At 65.3% G+C, this 18,027-nt stretch carries 17 protein-coding genes; 2 read left to right on the forward strand and 15 right to left on the reverse strand.

Features of this window, described 5'->3' with window-relative positions; translation table 11 throughout:
• Positions 1-86: 86 nt before the first annotated feature.
• Positions 87-728 (forward strand): TetR/AcrR family transcriptional regulator, encoded by a 642-nt coding sequence (locus tag A5773_RS07610; protein ID WP_066948796.1) that lies wholly within the window; start codon positions 87-89, stop codon positions 726-728.
• Here the strand turns inward: A5773_RS07610 and A5773_RS07615 are convergent.
• From A5773_RS07615 to A5773_RS07675, 13 genes are all read right to left on the reverse strand, one after another.
• A complete protein-coding gene (locus A5773_RS07615; RefSeq protein WP_067790412.1) occupies positions 725-1,576 on the reverse strand; it encodes a pyridoxamine 5'-phosphate oxidase family protein in 852 nt (283 codons plus the stop codon). The genes A5773_RS07610 and A5773_RS07615 overlap by 4 nt on opposite strands.
• Before the next feature lie 67 nt (positions 1,577-1,643).
• On the reverse strand, positions 1,644-2,117 hold the full coding sequence (locus A5773_RS07620; RefSeq protein WP_067260728.1) for a type II toxin-antitoxin system Phd/YefM family antitoxin: 474 nt from the start codon (positions 2,115-2,117) through the stop codon (positions 1,644-1,646).
• A gap of 15 nt (positions 2,118-2,132) precedes the next feature.
• Positions 2,133-3,689 (reverse strand): MlaD family protein, encoded by a 1,557-nt coding sequence (locus tag A5773_RS07625; RefSeq protein WP_066948784.1) that lies wholly within the window; start codon positions 3,687-3,689, stop codon positions 2,133-2,135.
• A complete protein-coding gene (locus tag A5773_RS07630; protein WP_066948780.1) occupies positions 3,683-4,858 on the reverse strand; it encodes a virulence factor Mce family protein in 1,176 nt (391 codons plus the stop codon). The genes A5773_RS07625 and A5773_RS07630 overlap by 7 nt, the downstream gene beginning before the upstream one ends.
• Entirely contained in the window at positions 4,855-6,417 is a 1,563-nt protein-coding gene (locus tag A5773_RS07635; protein ID WP_066948776.1) for a virulence factor Mce family protein, read from the reverse strand. The genes A5773_RS07630 and A5773_RS07635 overlap by 4 nt, the downstream gene beginning before the upstream one ends.
• Complete coding sequence (locus A5773_RS07640; RefSeq protein WP_066948773.1) at positions 6,414-7,973, reverse strand: virulence factor Mce family protein; 1,560 nt, start codon at positions 7,971-7,973, stop codon at positions 6,414-6,416. Before A5773_RS07640 ends, A5773_RS07635 begins: the two co-directional genes overlap by 4 nt.
• Positions 7,970-9,010, reverse strand: a complete 1,041-nt coding sequence (locus tag A5773_RS07645; RefSeq protein WP_067790415.1) for a virulence factor Mce family protein — start codon at positions 9,008-9,010, stop codon at positions 7,970-7,972. Before A5773_RS07645 ends, A5773_RS07640 begins: the two co-directional genes overlap by 4 nt.
• Positions 9,007-10,314 carry an MCE family protein gene (locus A5773_RS07650; RefSeq protein ID WP_066948766.1) on the reverse strand — a complete coding sequence of 436 codons (1,308 nt, stop codon included), beginning with the start codon at positions 10,312-10,314 and terminating at the stop codon, positions 9,007-9,009. Before A5773_RS07650 ends, A5773_RS07645 begins: the two co-directional genes overlap by 4 nt.
• A 6-nt stretch (positions 10,315-10,320) precedes the next feature.
• Entirely contained in the window at positions 10,321-11,190 is an 870-nt protein-coding gene (locus A5773_RS07655) for an ABC transporter permease (protein ID WP_066948763.1), read from the reverse strand.
• A gap of 1 nt (position 11,191) precedes the next feature.
• Complete coding sequence (locus tag A5773_RS07660; RefSeq protein WP_369806105.1) at positions 11,192-11,905, reverse strand: MlaE family ABC transporter permease; 714 nt, start codon at positions 11,903-11,905, stop codon at positions 11,192-11,194.
• Positions 11,906-12,555: 650 nt separating this feature from the next.
• A complete protein-coding gene (locus A5773_RS07665; protein WP_066948758.1) occupies positions 12,556-13,224 on the reverse strand; it encodes a TetR/AcrR family transcriptional regulator in 669 nt (222 codons plus the stop codon).
• A 224-nt stretch (positions 13,225-13,448) separates the two neighbouring features.
• Positions 13,449-13,754 (reverse strand): hypothetical protein, encoded by a 306-nt coding sequence (locus A5773_RS07670; RefSeq protein WP_066948754.1) that lies wholly within the window; start codon positions 13,752-13,754, stop codon positions 13,449-13,451.
• 173 nt (positions 13,755-13,927) lie between these two features.
• Positions 13,928-15,262: an acyltransferase gene (locus A5773_RS07675; protein WP_066948750.1), complete on the reverse strand. Its 1,335-nt coding sequence runs from the start codon at positions 15,260-15,262 to the stop codon at positions 13,928-13,930.
• An 83-nt stretch (positions 15,263-15,345) separates the two neighbouring features.
• On the opposite strand from A5773_RS07675, the gene A5773_RS07680 reads away from it, so the two are divergent.
• Complete coding sequence (locus tag A5773_RS07680; protein ID WP_067790418.1) at positions 15,346-16,317, forward strand: aldo/keto reductase; 972 nt, start codon at positions 15,346-15,348, stop codon at positions 16,315-16,317.
• Positions 16,318-16,375: 58 nt separating this feature from the next.
• Here A5773_RS07680 and A5773_RS07685 read toward each other — a convergent pair whose 3' ends face one another.
• Both A5773_RS07685 and A5773_RS07690 read right to left on the reverse strand, forming a co-directional pair.
• Entirely contained in the window at positions 16,376-17,476 is a 1,101-nt protein-coding gene (locus A5773_RS07685; RefSeq protein WP_066948743.1) for an NAD(P)-dependent oxidoreductase, read from the reverse strand.
• Between the two features lie 7 nt (positions 17,477-17,483).
• Complete coding sequence (locus A5773_RS07690; RefSeq protein WP_067260745.1) at positions 17,484-18,014, reverse strand: nuclear transport factor 2 family protein; 531 nt, start codon at positions 18,012-18,014, stop codon at positions 17,484-17,486.
• Positions 18,015-18,027: the final 13 nt, after the last annotated feature.

Below are 18,027 nucleotides of genomic sequence, written 5' to 3' on the forward strand. Positions count from 1 at the left end.
CAACTAACTGACGAAATCGTCACATACGAGAGAACGTTCAGTCAAGGATCTGACGGAATCCTCATAACTGATGCATACTGCTGTGAATGAGCACGATGGCAGAACCGACCAGGCTGGAGCGGCGCAAGCGGCGTACCCGGGCTGCGCTGGTCAAAGCCGCGCAGCGGCTGATCGCCGAGGGCAAGGTCAATGTCCCGGTCCTGGAAATCACCCAGGCCGCCGATGTCGGGATGGGATCCTTCTACAACCACTTCGACAGCAAGGAGCAGTTGTTCGAGGCCGCGGTCGCCGACGTACTCGACGCCTACGGCTCGATGCTCGACCGGCTCACCGAGGCCATCGAGGACCCGGCCCAAACTTTCGCCACCAGTTTCCGGCTGACTGGCCGGCTGTTTCGTCGGCACCCGCAGGAGAGCCGGATTCTGTTGGCCAACGGGCTGGAATTGCTGTCGTCGGAACGGGGTCTGGCGCCGCGCGCACTCCGCGACATCAAAGCCGGCGTGGCGGCCGGGCGGTTCGACGTCGAGGACCCCGAGTTAGCCCTCGCCATGGCCGGGGGTGCGCTGCTGGGCCTCGGAAATTTGTTGCGTGACCATCCCGATCGCGACGACGCGCGCGCCGCCGACGTCGTCACCGAGCACGTTCTGCGGTTGTTCGGGCTCAGCGCCGACGAAGCGCACGCCATCTGCCAACTCCCCTTACCGGACGGGGGACTTTTCGAAGGCTAGCGGGCGACGGCGTTGACGGCGAATGCGACGTTTCGACCCACTCCGCCGTCATCGCCGGCCTCGCCCGGCTTGGTCCACACCACGTGTGCGGTGCCGGTTATGTGCAGGGTGGCGCCGGTTGTGAAATCGAGGAACAGCAAAGCGGCCTCGTCGTCGACGGCCAGGTTGCCAAAACTGTTGAACATGTTGTTTCCCGGAAAATCCGGCCACCACAGTCGGCTCGGGGAGTCGACCCGGACGAACCCCGGCGGTCCTCCGCGATGTGACGCATCTCGACCACGGGTGGGATGGCTGGTGCCCAGAAAGAACGTGTCGGTCCGTGCAATCAACGCTTGGTCGGATGCGTCCAGAACGGCCGCGCGTCTCGCGGGTATTCGAGCAGGCGTAGCGAGCGTGGCCACATCGATGGTATGGCGATGAATGTACTTGGGGCAGTTGCCGTATGACTGATCGACGCGGATGGTCATACCACCGGGGTCCTCAGCACTGACTAGCTCGCCGTTGACCCGCAGCCTGCGGCGGGTGGCGAAGTCGATGGCGATCAGTCCCACCTGTTCGCCAGTAGGGATCTCGTGCAGGGGATCGCCGCCGCGGGGGAACGCCGACACCCGCAAGATGTCATGGTGGCCGCGGAGGAAACCCGGCGGTGCGGCCAACGGCGAGATCCAGAGGACCCCCGCGTGGTCGCGCGCTGTCAGCGCGGCGAACCGTTGTGATGCGAGAAGTTTTGCGGCGCCCGGGGACAGCCCCGATGAGTCGAGCATGGCCTCGAGCCGCCCGGCCTCGGCTTCGACGCCCGCCCGGCGCTGCGTTTCGGTCTCGCCCTCGTGGAAGCCGGTTGCGGTCACATGAGCCGTAACACCGCCGCGCCCGCAAACCTTCCGTACATCGCTGGAAAACCAGCGGCTGTTGCCCCTAGGCGACCGACACGATGCGGGCAACCAGCTTGCCGCACCGGATGACGTCGATCGTCTGGCCCGCCGCAACCTCGTCGAAGTAGCGCCCCGCACGCTTTCGCAATTCGTCGAGCTCGACCCCGCCGCAGGCGTCGACCGGGCTCGGGGTCCTCTCCGTGTCACCGGCGGACACGATCTGTGCCAACAATCTGCCGCCGCGAACGACGCTGATCGTCTCCCCGGCCGCTACCCGGTCGAAGCAGCGCCCGGCGCGGGTTCGCAGTTCATCCAGACCGACCCACCCACCGGCATCCCGCGCCGCGAGTTTTGCAGAGCGCGCCGGGATGGGAGCCACCCTCCAGTCACCGACGGGCACCATCCGCGCGACGAGCTTGCCGCGACGGACGACATCGATGGTCTCCCCGGCGGCGACCCGTTCGAGATACGTGCAGGCGTCACTCCGAAGTTGGCCCAGGCCAATCGCTTCCCGCATTTCAATCCAATCCCTTCATCGGCTGGCCGGCGGCGCCAGCATGTCCTTCCAGCCGTCGTCTCCCGTTTTGCTCGAGTTTTCGACCGCGTACTTCACACCGTCGGGCCCCACCAGTTCGCCGCTCTGGGGGAGGTATACGGCCGGGGGAGGACCGCCGGGGGTGTAGACGCAGGGATTCGGCTGCTGCCCATTGCATTCCACGGTTCCCGATCCCGGCCGCTGCAGTGGATCGCTGGTCGGGGGTGGCGTCCCTGCCACCCTGTCGGAGGGCGCCGGGTTCAGGCCGTTGTTGATCGACGGCGCGGGTATCACCAGCCCAGGTTTCACCGGCTGGTCACATCGCGCCGCCGGCGCCGGGCAGGTGACGAGCTGGTTGGGGTCGCCGTACCACGGGTTGGTTCCCAACGGAACATAGGGTTTGGGGTCGCGGCACTCTCGGGGCGTCGCAGCTCGTTTACCGGGGACATCGACACACGGAAGGTTGCGTGCGCCGCGCACCGCGTTGGCAGGGGTGTCCTGCGGGATCTTGCAATAGGTTCCGGAGGGCATCGGCGCCAGGCTGGTATCCGCGGGAGACCGCCACTGGGATGCCGGGAGAAACCCGGTCAGGCACGGCGGGGGCTGGTTGATCGTCAGCGAGGTCCCCAGCGATGCGTAGCCTGGGAAGGCACTCGTGACCGTCTGGCCCTCCGAAGCGCCCTGCGGATAGGCCACCAGCAGTTGCTCGACGCCTTTGTGGTAGCGCTTGAGCATGTCGAGCACGATTTCGAGATTCGCCAGTGTCTGCGGGAGCGACTCTCGGACATCGCTGAACACCTCGTTGACCTGATCGGCGGTCGGCGCCGCTTGGGTCAGGATGCTTTGCAGGTGCTGGTCGTTTTCCGCGCTCTGCGCGGCCAGGATGTTCAGGTTGTGCGACCAGCGTTCGATCGAGTCGCCGGAGTCGACCTGGCTGTCGATGATGGGCCCGGAGTTTTGGACGATGTCGTTGATGTCGGAGATGTTGGTCTTGAAGTCACCGGCGATCGCCTGCGTCGCGTCGACCAGTCGTTGCAGCGCGGGGCCCAATCCGCCTACCGCTTGGGCTGTTTCGTCGAGCAGCGAGGCGATCTTGTCCTTGGGCAGCGCGGCCAGCCCCCGGTTGGCGGCATCGATCGCCGGCCCGATGTCGGTGGGGATGGTGCCCTTGGTGATGGTCTGACCGGGCGAAAAGTATTGGCGCGGGTTGCCCACCGACACCAGGTCGAGATACTGCTCACCGACCGCCGACACCGAATGCACGTTCGCCGACGCGTCAACCGGGATCCTGTAGCGATCGCCGATGCTCATCGTCACCCGCGCGCCCGTAGCGGTCGGGTCGACAGCGGTGACCGTGCCGATGGTTTCACCGCGATACGTCACGTTCGACGTCTTGTACAGGCCGCCCGACGCGGGCAGGTCCGCCTTCAGCATGTACTGCCCGATCCCGGCCGCAGCGGGAATCTGCAAGTAATACCAGCCCAGCGCAACCGCGGTGATTGCAGTCAGGACGCCGAACATGACCAGCTGGCGCTTGATGAAGCGGGTCAGCATTGCCTATCCGCCCTTTCGACCAGCGGGCCGCCCGGGGCGTCGTTGGGGTTCGGCGTGTATCGGACGTCCGGGATCATCGTCTCGGGGTCGCGGCCCCACGATTGCTCGAGCGCACGCAGCGCTCCGGAGAACCCGGTCCCGGTGAGGACCGCGTTGTCGACAGCGCTCATCGTCAGGTCGAGCGTCAGCGACAGGTTGAAGTAGTCGCCGCGGAACGCCTTGGGCACGGCGTCGATGTCGAACGGCCGCACGAGTATCAGCTTGAGTGCGCGAATCAGGTAGGGAGACCCACGCCCGAGTTCCCGCAACGGGCACTGCAGCGACAACAGGTCCTGGTGGAGGTCGCCCCGCGCGGCCGACAGGTATTGGTCGGCAACTCCGCTGAGCCGCCCGGTAGCGTCGACCGCGTCGATCAGAAGTTTCTGTTTGTCGGCGAAATGTTTGAGCAGTGGCGGGAATTCGGTGAGGACCCGATCCAGGACGTCCGAGCGGGGACCGACGTACGCCAGCAGCCGGTTGGTGGAATCGATGGCTCGGGTGATGTCAGCGCGTTGCTCGTCGAGCCGGGCGGTGAAGGTGTCCAGCTTGCCGAGAAAGGCACGGATCTGCTCGGCGCGACCGTTGACGATGTTGTAGACCTCGTTCTGCAGCACTTCGAGGTTCGGGATGCCTCCGCCGCGCAGCACGATGGCGAGACTCGCGAGCGTCTGCTCGGTCGTGGGGTAAGTGGACGCATTCTTGAGCGGGATGGTGTCGCCGTCCCTCAGTAGCTCCGGGGACGGGTTGGGTGGTGCGGCGAGCTCCACATGCTGCGAACCCAGCAGGCTGGTCTGCCCGATCTTGGCGGTCGCGTTCCTGGGCAACTTGACGTTCTTGCCCAGACGTAGCGTCAGCGTCGCGACCCAGTTCTTCAGTTCGATCGCGCGCACCGTGCCGACAAAGACATCGGCCACCCGCACCCGGCTGTTGTCGTTGAGGGCCAGCGTGTCGGGCATCTGCACGTAGACGGTGTAGTTGCCGGGCCCAGAGCCCGGGCCGCCCGGCATCGGTACGTTCGCGATTCCATGCCACTTCGCGCACGACGTCAGCATCACGACAGCAGCCAGTAGTGCGAATCCCTGCCGCGCCCGGTATCGGGCTCGAATAGCCAAGGCGCGCAATGCGTTCATGATCCCGCTCCCGTCGCCGCGGCCACGGGCGCCGGCGTCGGCGCGACCGGACCCGGAATCACACCCGGTCCGGGCGGCGGTGCCGGGATCGGCACCTGCGGGGCCCGCAGGCCGATCGGTGGCACCACCGGGTACTCGTCGTAGGCGTTCGGCGGCCCGGGCGGGGTCTGCAGCCCCGGGGGCGGGGGTCCGGTGTCAGGGCCGCCCATCAATTCGGCCAGTGATTCGGGGGTCAACAGGCCGCCCGTGATCGGCCCCACCTGTGTGCCCTGCATGCCCGGCGCGACAACCCAGCCGGGCTGGGTGTTGCGGTGCGAGAACGGGGTGTCGGGCACCCAGATTCCGGGCACCGTGGTGTCCTTGTATCCGTTCGGCGGGTGCAGCCTCGGCTCGGAGTAGGCGACCTCCTTGGGTAGCGCCTCGGCGGTGCTGAACAGGTTCAGCCCGAACGGCAGGTAGTTGAACTTGATCGCATCGAGGACTGGCGCCAGGTATTGCGCACACAGCTCGGCGGACTCTTGATAGCCCAGCCGGCTACCGGCCTGAATCATGCTGCAGAAGAACTGCATTGGGTTGGCGAAGTTAGGGATCGCTGGGATCGACATGACGGCCCCGTGCGACGGGTGGTAGATCTGGCTGAGGTTCGTCTCCAACGTCGGCAGGACGTGCAGGGCGGTCTCCAAACCGTTGAGTGGGTCGGGCTGGACCAACGTGGTGGTCAGGGTGGCGAGGTTGTCGAGGTCATGGACGAGCACCTCGCGGTTCTTGGTCAAGAACGGGCGCAGGGTGGAGAGCAGGCTGTCGAACTGCTGCAGCGCATTGGCGAGATCGTGGTCGGATCCGGTCAACTCGCCGGTGAACTGGGCCAGGTTCTTGTTCAGCGCGACGAACTGCTGGTCGTCTTTGTGCAGTGCGTTGACGAACTGGGCCAGGCTCTTCACCACCGCGAAGAAGTCGCCACGGCCCTCGTTCAGCGCGGTCAACGCCCGCGACAGGCTGTTCAGCGTGGTGTTGATCTGCTTGCCCTTGCCGGCCAGCCCGTCTGCGAATGACTCGATGGCATCACCGAACGGACCTTTGGGTTGCTCGGGTGTCGGGCCAAGTTTGGCGATGACGTTGGCGACGCCTTCGCGCAGTTGGTCCCACTCCGTGGGGACCTGCGTGCGCTCGATGGGGATCACGGCGTTATCGCCCATGACGGGACCACCTTTGTAGGGCGGCTCCAATTGAATGCTTCGTGACGCCACCAGCGTCGGGTTCACGATGACGGCGGACGCGTTGGCGGGCACCTTGTACTTGTTGTCGTAGTGAAACGTCACCTTCATCTTGTCGCCGGCCGGTTCGATCTTGTCGACGGAACCGACACGAACGCCCATGATTTGGACTTTGTCGCCGGAATAAAGCGCGTTCGCCGTTGGGAAATAAGCGATTACGGTGTTGGAAGTCAACTTCTGGTAGAGCCGCCAGCCGAGCGACCCGGCGACCAGGACCAGCAGTACCACCAGCACGCCGATTACCGTCCGGGGCCGCGGTTTGCGGAAGTTAAAGACGTTGCTCAATTCTGGCTACCTCCCGTGATGCCGCTGCCTCCCGTGCCGCCCGGGTTGATGAACGGGGCGGGCAGCTGCGGCCCGGGTCCCGACGGCGCGGGCGGCCCCGGCGGCAGCCCGGGTGCGAGCGTCGACGGTGGGGGGGTGGGGCCGGCGGGCTGCAGGTTCTCGGTGCGCGCGCCCGGCGGCGCCTGGACGGGCAGCGGTACCGGTGTGCCCGGGACATCTGGCGGCGCCTCGCCGGGGCGCGCGGCGATCGGGATTCCCGGTGACGGTGGCAGTCCGTTCGGGTTCGGCGGCGACGCGGCTACATCGATCGGCGCCGGGAAACTGCCACCGAACGGTCCGACGTCTACACCCGTGCACGGCAACGGGTTCCACGGCCTCGGCAGCGCGTCGGGCGGTGGGGTGTATGAACACGCCGTTCCGGGCGGGACGGCCGGTCCCGGGTGCTCTGGTGTGCCCTCCAGCACCGGAGGTGCGGGCGGCGGTGCGCCGTTGGGGAACCGGGTGCCGTTGGGGTCGGGCCAGCGGAACTCCGGAAGCCCGGCGCTGCGCCAGAAGTTCTCCGGGTCGATGCCGCGCTTCTTGAAGGCGGCGTCGACGAACGGCTGCAAGATCCAATACGGCAGCAGGTTGGACAGGACGATCTTGAAGTACGGTCCCGACGCCACCGATTCCCCTAGCGATGCGGCGAATTGGCTTACATACGTGAGGGTTTGAGCTAGGTCGTCTTTGCGTTCCACCAGCACATCGCTGATGGCACGCAACTGCTCCAGCACGGGATTGAGGTTGGGGTTGTCGTTGATGAACCCCTGCACCTCGGCCGAGAAGGCGGAAATGTTCTGCAGCAGGAGGCCGATGGCGCGGGCGCGTTCGTTGAACGCCGCCAGCAGCGTCTTCGCGTTGACCAGCAACCGGTTGATTTGTTCGCTGCGGTCACCGAGCACACTGGCCACTTGGTGGGCCTGAGCGAGTAAGTGCTTGACCTCTTCGTCGCGCTTACCGATGGTGTCGGAGAATTTGGTCAACCCGTCGAGCGTGGCACTCAAATGCGGGTAGGTCTGATTGATGGTCTGCGACAGGACATTCAGTGACTGCTTGACCGTGTCGATGTTCCAGCCGGTGGCGGCCTTGGTGATGTCGAAGTTCGCTTCGTAGAGCTGATAGGGCGTGGTGCTTTGGCCCAGTGGCAACACGGCCCCGGGCCGCAGCTTCTGGGTTCCCCGCGGCTCGATCTCGAGCACCTTCTTACCCAGGATGGTGTCGGTCTTGATCGCGAGCCGGCTCTCGTTGCCGATGGTGTTGGGACCGATGTTGAACTTGATCACGACGTGGTCGCCGTCGATAGCGAACGCCTCCACCTTGCCGACATTCACGCCGGAGATGCGCACCTTGTCGCCCTTGTTGAGCTGACCGGTGTCGGTGAACTGCCCGTAGTAACTCGGGCTGGCGAAGATCATCGGGATACTGGTCAAGCTTTGGCCGACTGCGACCACGAGCACGAGCACGGTGATGCCCATCAGCCCGACCCGGTTGCGGTTGAATTCCGTCAGCGTTCTCATTGCGGCGTGCACCTACCGGTGGGCTGCTGCCAGATCCGGACCGTGCGTACCGGACCGCCGGCCTGCAGTCCGTTCCACTTGATCGTGAGGTCGCAGACGTAGAAGTTCACCCAGTCTCCATAGAGCCCGATGCTGCGTCCGATCAGGTTGAGCGCGGTCGGCGTCTTGTGGATCAGATCGCCGAGCTGATCGCGTTGGTCGACGAGCGGCTGCTGTAGAGCCTGCAGATAGTTGATCGCCTTGTGCAGCAGAGCGCGGTTGTCCGCGAGTAGGTCGGCCACCGTTCCGGCGGCGTTGCTGATGTTCGCGGTGCCGGCGGCCAGCGGGTCGGCGTGGTGTTGGAGCCCGGTGATCAATCTCTCGAAGTTGTCGACGGTCTGATCGAATTCCTTGCGATGCCGAACGGTGGTGTCCAGCACGGTGTTCAAGTTCTTGATCACCTCACCGATCGCCTGGTCGCGTTCGGCGATATGCGCGGTCGCCTGCGCGGTCTGGTCGAGGATGTCGTTGATGGTGCCGCCCTGGCCCTGAAACACGGTGATGATGGCCGACGCGATGGTGTTGACCTTGTCGGGATCGAGCGCCCGGAACAATGGCTTGAAACCACCGATCAGGGCGTCGAGATCCAGCGCCGGCGAGGTTCGTGACAGCGGGATGAATCCGCCCGGCGGCAGGACCCGGTCAACGCCCTCGCCCTCGCCGCGCTTGAGCTCTAAGTAGCGGTCGGCGAACAGATTGAGATAACGGATCTGCGCGGTCGTCGACTGGTAGAGCGGTATCGAGCGGTCCACATCGAAGTCCACCATTACCCGCTGGCCGCCCTCGATCAGCCGCACCGCCTTGACCTTGCCGATCTCCACTCCAGCGGCGCGGACGAACTGGCCGTTTTTCAGCCCGGTGGCGTTCCCGAATTCCGCGTGATAGTGGTTGGTGCTGTTGAAGCGCACCTGAGCGAACACCACGACGATCGACACGGTGATCAGCAGCAGCACCAGCGAGACGATGCCGAGCTTGATAGCGGAGCCGGTGATTTTCATGGGTTGATCGTGTTGTCTCCGACTTGACGGCCCCACACGTACTCGATTGCATACGGTGAGCCGGTGTCTAAGTGGTTGTAGGGCGCGAGGCTGGCGCCGGTGTCCACCACCAGACTTGGCGCCGGCCACAGGTCATGGGTGACGGCCTGCCAGCAACCCGGCGCACCCCCGGGGCCGCCGCGTGCGTTCACCCGCGGCAGATTGTCCGGATACACAAAGGGATTCGGCGCCCCACCGACCAGCCCGGCCAGACCGAGGAGCCCCATGGTGGCCGCCGTGCCGGCCAATCCCGGGAGCGTGAGAATGCCTCCCAAGCCTGACGTCAGCTCGGTCATGGTTCTCAGCGCGTAGCCGTTGCCGCCGCCGGTCGTCGCATAGGCCGCCGGTTCTTCGTCGTAGTAATTGCGGATCGTGCAGAAGATCTCGGGGCTGTAGGTGTCGAGCAGCTGGGCGGTGGGCACCAGATCGGCGGCTCCGCGCTGAAAGTAGGGCCCGCCGCGGGCGAAGATGTCTTCGCCGGTGTTGCCCAACCCGGCCGCGGCCAACAACGCGGCATCCAGGTCTGCTTCGTGCCGGTGCAGCGTGCGTGCCGTGATCACCGCGTTGTTGAGTGAGTCGAACAGGTCGGGTGCGGCCTTGGCGTAGACGTCGCCCAGGGCCGCCAGCCCTTGAATGTCATGCCGGATCTGCGGCATCTGCGGATTGATGTCGTCGAGGATGGCGTTGGCGTTGACGATCGATTGCCCGAACTTGTCGCCCAAGCCCGTCAACGCCTGCGCCGCTGCGGCCAGCGTCAGGTTGACCTTGACCGGATCCAGCTTCTCCGTGATGGAGGTGAGGGTCTCGAAGAGGGTATTGAACTCCGTTGTCACCGACCTCGCATCAATCACGTGCTGCGGTGTGATGCGTTGCGGTGTAGGGTTTTTCGGCGAGGTCAACGACACGTACTTGTTGCCGAACACCGTGGTCGCCTTGATATTGGCGTCCACGTTGGCCGGGATCAGCTCGATGTACTTCGGATTCACGTTCAAGTCGAACTTGGCCGCCTGTGTGCCGTCACGCTCGATCTCCGAAATGCTGGCCACCCGGCCGATTTCCACGCCGTTGTAGGTGACCTTCGACCCCGGATCCATGACCAAACCGGCCCGTGGAGCCAACATCGTCAAGCGTGTAGTCGGCGTGAGCCGCCCCCGAAACTGCAACCAGACGACACCCAGTACCACCGCGAAGACCATCAGGAACACCAACGCGGCCGTCCTGTACGGCGGAATGCGTTGCGGGTTCTCCTTCACCGGGGCTGTCATTGGCGGCTACACGGTGAGGTTGAAGTTCGGGGTTTTGCCGTAGACCGCCATCGCGGTGAGCACGACGACCACAACGATCGTGATCAACGACAGCCGCATCGACCGACCGACCGCTTCACCGACGCCGACCGGCCCGCCGGTGGCGGTGTAGCCGTAGTAGCAGTGGGTCGTCATCACGACCACCGCAACCAGGATCACCTCCGCAAACGACCAGCCAACGTCGTTGAGGCGCAGGAATGTGTGGAAGTAGTGGTTGTACGTGCCGATCGACTGCCCGTAGAGCAGAACCGTGGTGACCTGCTGGGACAGGAAAGCCATGGTCATCGCCAACCCGTAGAGCGGGATGATGACGATCAGGCCGGCCACCACCCGGGTGGAGGCCAGGTAGGCGACCGACCGGATGCTCATCACTTCGAGCGCGTCGATCTCCTCACTGATGCGCATAGCGCCCAGTTCGGCGGTGGCGCCGGCGCCGACGGTGGCGGCCAGTGCCTGACCGGCGGCTACCGGTGCGACAAACCGCACATTGACCAGCGCGGCCAAGAATCCGGTGAACGCCTCGACACCGATGTTGCCCAGCGTCGCGTAGCCCTGGATGGCGACCAGCGAGCCCGCGGACAGGGTGATGAAGCCGACGATGGCCGCGGTGCCACCGACCACGGCCATCGCGCCGGTGCCCATCCCCATCTGGGCAACCATTCGCAGCAACTCTCTGCGGTAGCGGTGCATCGCGAAGGGGATCTGCCCGACGGCGGTCAGTGCAAACCAGACCATCTGCCCGATCTCGACCAGTGGCCGAGACGGGACGTCCCCGTACCGAATGACCAACGCCGATGTGCGCGGGAAGCGGACGCGTAGAGCTGCAATTGTGGACATCTCAGCGGCCTGTCCCGAACCGGACGCCGATGGTGGTCAGCGCTGCGTTGACCGCGAAAAGCGCGATGAAGCACAGCACCACCGTCTCGTTGACGGCAGTCCCCAAACCTTTGGACCCACCGCGCACGATCAGCCCCCGATAACAGCCGACCAGGCCGGCGATCAGCCCGAACGTCGCCGCCTTGACAAACGCGATCACCACCTCGGGCAGACCGGTAAGCGCCGTCAACGTGGAGAGGTAGGCACCGCTCGAGACGTTCTGCAGGTAGACGCTGAAGAGATAGCCGCCCCCCAGACCAACGGCGACCACGAGGCCGTTGAGCAGCACCGCGACGATTGTGGAAGCGACGACCCGGGGGACCACCAGCCGGTGGATCGGGTCGATGCCGAGCACCTCGAGCGCATCGATCTCCTCGCGGATGGTGCGCGCGCCGAGGTCGGCGCAGATGGCGGTGCCGCCCGCGCCGGCGACGACCAGCACCGTCACGATCGGGCCGAGCTGGGTGACCGCGCCGATCGCGGCACCGGCACCGGAGACGTCGGCGGCGCCGATCTCGGCCAGCAGGAGGTTGAGTGTGAAGATGAGGAGCACGGTTTCCGGGATGGACACCGCGATGGTGGGCAGCAGGGATACCCGCATGAGAAACCAGCCATTCCAGATGAACTCGCGCCACTCGAACGGCTGCCGCAGGGCTTTTCCGGTCAACACGCACATGCGGAAGAACCCGCCCGCCACTTCGGTGCCCGGGCGAATCCTGCTGCCTACTTTGCTGGCAACCGAGTGCGAGGTGGTCATCCGCGCCGCCCCTGACGTGGCCAGGCGACGAGCCGCGACACCTCCGATGCTTCTTCGACTGGCCGGCGCCCAGTCGTTAGCCGGGGACCGCGGCGCTGTCCGTGATCGCGATCAGCACGCCGGTTCGTAGAGCGGCTGTTCAGCGAAAGGCCTTTGAGTGCGCGGCGTTTCGAATGAAACGGGATAGACGAGGAATCGGCACTCTCACACCCCACCCTTCGGCTCCATGCCGCCCTAGTTTGCGCCACGCATCACTATGGCATTAGACCGTACGGTCAGTCAATAACCCTGAGGCGCCTGGGTGAGCTGCACGGGGAGGGCAATTGTCACGGGATCGCAGACCACTCAAATTATCTTGGTCATTACCAGGGGTTTTGACCGTTTTCGCCTGGCCGCCGCGCGTTCCTGCCGCCGCGGGCAAGAAAAGCCCCGGGCGTAGGAAACCGACCGTTCGTACAGTGATGGCGTTTGTGCGTCTCGGCATCGCCGGCGCCCAGATGGCCGGGCGCATCAAAATGGCAAGTGCTGCACCAATGTCCGCCCGGCGCAGGGCTATCCGGCGCTACGCGTCAGGCTGCCGGACCCGTGACGGCGGCTAGGCATTCGCGCACCACCGAGACGATGTCCGCGGACGGGTTCGCCCACTTGCTGAGTCCCAGGCGGTCGAGTAATAGTCCGCCGAGGAACACATCGACGAATGCCGCCCCGACTTGTTCGGGTGTCCGGGAAGCGGCGGGATCGAACCACACCCACATCCACTGCAGCGATCCCCACAGCTGCAGTGCCGCGAGTTCGACGTCGACACTTCGGAACACGCCGCTGTCTATGCCGCTGCGGATTTCGTCAATCGCAAGGGATTGCAGCTGATGGCGCAACTTGCGGACCTGCTGCATCGCCGGGTCATCGGACAGCTGAACCACCTCACGCTGGCTTGCCACCGTCGCGTCGCGGGCGACGACTTGGAGCAGTGCGGAGGTGTAAATGATTGCGGCGACGCGTTCGTGCGGTGCGGCAAGTCGGGCCCAGGCCATCTGTAGCGCATCGAGTTGGCGGGCGAGGTGGGTTTCTTCGAGCTCCCGCAACATCTGCGCTTTGGTTCCGAAGTGATGAACGATGGTGCCCTTCGACATGCCAAGCTCGTCGGCGATGTCGCCCATATTCGTTCTGTCGTAGCCGCGTTCGGCGACATAGCGGACAAACGCGTCGAAGATCTCGCCACGCCTACCAGGTCGAGGCATCGTCCATCCTTCGGCTTAAACTAACCGTACGAACGGTCTATCATAAGCGCCGCGATGTCAAGATCCCCTGAGGCTCCGCCACCGGCCCCGGACATTCTTGGGCAGAGCCCGAACCCGCCATGACGAATGGCGCCCCGGGCGGTCAGCTCGATGAATCCTTCAACACGCTATGAAGGACGGCGTGTCATAGCTTTGCTACGAGCAGGCCGTTCCCTCGCCGGCGTCTACAGCGCCCTGGGACCACCAAATCTCTCCGGCGCGGTTACGACATACGTGTTGGCCTTGGCTGTCGGTTTGATCTCACCCGCGGTGTACACAGTCATCAGCTCTCTGCCGTCGCTGTCGACGACACATACGTAGGTGTCCGTCTCAGCGTCGTAGTCGAAGCTGTCCCAGGCCAATAGGAATGCCAAGCAATTGCCGTCGCGGTCCGCGACGACCAGCTTGTGCACTCCGGAATCCCTCAATAGCTCGGCATCCTGTGCGCGCTGCTGAGGGACCTGGCTGGTGTGGAGCGTGGCGTGTGACATTTGTGTACTCCCTTAGCGAGGGTGTCTCCTACTAGCCTAGGCTCAACTGCTCACGTAATCCGAGCCTTGCGGGAAACGTTTCTCCCCGAATAACCACCCCGACCAGGGCACTACGGCCCCTGTCCAGAGGTCGTAAGTCGATTACCCGAAGAGATCGTGCTGCCGGCCCACCGCTAAGCGCTCGGGCGTCCCTGCGAGCTCCGGCCGGAAACGCGGGACGGGGTTCTGGGGCGCACCGCCACCAGCACCACCCCGGCGGCGAAGATGGCAGCGGTCGGCCACGAGAAATGCCCGTCCGGTGCGAAGCCGCCCTGCGCCAACAGGTGCAATCCAACGGCGGCCAGGAGGGCGCCGGTCAGCATGATCGCCTCGGCCCAACGATCGCCGAGCGGGAGACCGAAAGTGGGCAGCGGAACCGCGAAGAACCGCCGCTGCCACCAAAGCAACAGCAGCTCGATCGCTGTCACGACGCTCAGGATCGTGATCCACTCCAGCCGGACCAGCCACCACGCCACCGAACCCTCATGCGGTTGCGGGATCAAGCCGGCCGGATAAGCGACGATCGCGACGACGACGACCGGAATCATGTGCCACAGGTAGAGGGCCATCACGTTCGCATTGGCGGTGGACAGCACGCGCCGAACCGGGCGGTGATGCAGGACCCGGTCGATAATTGCCGCGAGCGCCATGGCCAGCCCCGCTTGCGTGCAGGCGAACGCCATCATCGCCACCGTCGGGGGTGACGTGTTCTCGATTGCCTCGCCCGGAACGCCGATCATGCTGACCGGATACGGTCCCACCCGGATCAGCAGCGCCAGAACGACGGCCGAACCGACGGCTAGCAGTACCGGTCTGCGGCCGGCCAACAGTCCACCGTGCCAAGCGATCCCAAGCTGGTAGAGCAGGCCCCAGCACAGCAGGTAGTTCAGCGAGCCGACATAGGGGACGTGGCCCGCCAGTGAGACGGCATCGACCAGCACTACGCCCGCGGCCAGCGCCGCCGGTGCCTTGAGCCCCCAACGCCTATGTGCGGCAACGGCAATCGGTGTCAGTGACACCACCAGGACGTAAACGGCGAGAAACCACAAGTGCATGGCGACGGCCCAACCCGCGTATTCCATCACCGTGCCCGCCACACGCCGAACCTGCAGAGCCACCACGACCAGCGAAACCAGCGCGACATACACGGTCGTGGGTCCCAACACCCGCGCCAGTCGATGCCGAATCCAGTCCTGGCGCGAGAAGCTGTCGGCCTCGCGGCGGTGCGACCATGACACCGCGCCTGCGTAACCGGCGACGAAGAAGAACACCGGGACCGCCTGGAAGATCCAAGTCAGCCACTGCGTCCACGGCATGTCGAGCAGCGGGTTCTCGCGACCGAATTGCCCGTCGTGGTAGGTCACCGAACCGGCAAGCCAGTGGCCCAGCACGATGAGAACCACACCCGACGCGCGGTAGAAGTCCACCGCCAGATTGCGGGCCGGTTTCGCGGTTTCTACGTCGTCCATCGGATCGCGGCAAGATCGATGCGGTGCACTCGCGCAACGGTACCCGCCCCGTGGCGTGAAGTCGCTGCGCGCACAATGACTCCATGAAGCAAGCTCGGCTCGCCAACCTGGAGGTCGGCCGCCTGGGCCTGGGCGCGATGGGCATGTCCGTGGCCTACGCGGGCGCCGGCAGCGACGACGCCGAGTCGATCCGCACCGTTCATCGCGCCATCGACCTGGGCGTCACGCTGATCGACACCGCCGAGGTGTACGGCCCCTACGTCAACGAAGAACTGCTCGCGCGTGCCCTGCAGGGCCGGCGTGATCAGGTGGTGCTGGCCACCAAGTTCGGCCTCATTTCCCACACGGGACGCAGCGGCCCGGACAGTAGCCCGGCCAACATCCGCATCGCGGTGGACGGTTCGCTGCGAAGGCTGGGCACCGATCACATCGACCTCTACTATCAGCACCGCCTCGACCGCGAGACCCCGATCGAAGACACGGTCGGTGCCCTGGCGGAGCTTGTCGCTGCGGGGAAGGTCCGGCACGTGGGCCTCTCGGAGGTGGGTGTGAACACGATCCGGCGCGCCCACGCCGTGCATCCCATCACCGCCGTGCAATCCGAATATTCGCTTTGGACGCGCGACCAAGAAGAGGCGATATTGCCGCTGCTGCGCGAACTGGGGATCGGGTTCGTCGCCTACTCACCGTTGGGCCGCGGCTTCCTCACCGGTGCCATTCGCTCCACCGAGGGGTTGCCCGACAGCGACTACCGCAAGACCAACCCGCGCTTCTTCGACGAGAACTTCCAGCACAACTTGAGAAGCGCGGATGAACTGCGGAGCATCAGCGCCGACGTCGGTGCCACTCCCGCTCAGGTCGCGCTGGCCTGGTTGTTGGCGAAAGGCTCCGACATCGTGCCGATTCCGGGAACGAAGCGCGTCACGCGACTCGAGGAAAACGTCGGTGCCGACGCCGTCGAACTGACGCCCGACCAGCTGTCCCGGCTCGACCGACTCACCCCACCCCGGGGTGGTCATCACGCCGAAGCGCAGATGGGATGGATCGACCGCTGATGGGCGCCGAGGTGGAAGTCATGCTGCGGCGCAAGGGCTTTCGATCGTAACGGAATAGCTAGTCCGCGCTGGCCAGAGCCGCAGCGCCGTAATGCTTTTCGATCAGCGCCCACGGGTCGGCGTAGGGGCCGCGTCCCTCGAGCCGGCGCTGCACCATCAGGACTGTACGCAAGACCGGGCGCAAGATCGGGCTCAGCAGTCGCACCATGGTTCGGGTGCGGCCCTGCGTCCCGGCGATCCACCCCAGGGTCTCGGACCAGTCGTGTTCCTGAAAGTCGAGCAGCGCCTGCGCTTCGGTGGTGTCGTACCAGCCGGTGAAGCTCCAGCCGCGGTCGTCGGCGGGATCGCCGGGCAGGCTGGCCGACGGGCCGAGGCCACCCAGCCCGACGGCTTCCATCAGGCCGTCCTCGAGCTCGCGTTGCGTGAGCACGTACGACTCGTTGCCGCCGATCAGTATCACCTTGCCCGCGATGGTGGCTTCCCGATCGACACCGTTGGCGAAAGCAAGCGCGACGTCGCGGGCGTCCACTGCGTGCATGCGGTTGTCGCCCGGCATCGACCGCATCAGGAGCAGGGAGTCGCCGTTGACCGTCGTGTGCGTGTCCGGCGAGATGACCCCGCCCAACCGGAAGAGCGCGTACGGCAGGCCGCTGGCGCGGATTGCCGCCTCGGCGAGCACTTTGTCCTGACCGTATTGATCGATCGGGTTCACCGGGGTGTCCGGGGTGATCCGCTCCGGCTGGCGGTAGGGGTTGCGCGATCCATACACCGCGGCGCTGGACGCCATCAGGAACAGGGGCGGGCGGGGGAGTGCGGAGCACGCCGCCAACAGGTTCTCGGTACCGCCCACGTTCACCTTGCGGGCCAGCGCCGGTCTGCGATAGGAGAGCGGGGACACGATCGCGGCGAGGTGAACGACGGCTTCGGGCCGATGGCTCGCGACGAGATCACGCACCGCCTCGGCGTCCAGAAGGTCGGTATAGGCCGGAATCAGCGTCCCGGGGTGGCGGCCGACGACCAGTTCTTTTTCGACGGCGACGGTGTTGTCGTTGCGCAGGTCCATCGCGACGACGGTGCGTCCCCGGTCGAGCAGGATCTGCGTGCAACGCTTGCCGACCTGTCCGAAGGCTCCGGTGACCAGAACGGTGGAGGCAGTCATGGCCTTATCACTGTCCGATCAGTCGGTTGGCGACCCGGCCGACCGCCCGGCGGATTCGGTCGGAGACATAAAGAGAAAACACGGGAGTGACGATATCCTCTCGCAGCCGAGTTAGCTTGGAGCTCTTGATGAACCATTGTCCGCCGATCTTTTCGTAGGTCTCGTGGTAATGCCCGTAGCCCACCAATGTGACCCCGGGTCCGAACCGGACGACGTCTTGCAGGGCCCACACCCCGCGCGCGGTCGTCGCCGAGGTGAGCGCGATTTCGGGAGCATGCACCTGGTGCGCGGTAGCCTGGGTCGGCCGCCCAAGCGCCTTGCGCGTGAACGCCACGAAATCGTCCGCGCCCTCGATCACCTTGCCGCCGGCCTCCGCCGTGTCACTGACGAAGTCATCGGTGAAGACGGTGCGCCAAGCCGCCCAGTCCTTGCTGTCGAGGTTCCGGCAATAGCGGGCCTTGAGCTGCTTGATGGATTCGACGGCCAGCAGCATGGCGGTGTCGGCGTCGGCCACCACGCCCTCCGCGCGCTCTGTCATTGCGGCTTGATCC

It is taken from the genome of Mycobacterium sp. 852014-52450_SCH5900713 (assembly GCF_001667075.1).
Classification (GTDB): Bacteria; Actinomycetota; Actinomycetes; order Mycobacteriales; family Mycobacteriaceae; genus Mycobacterium.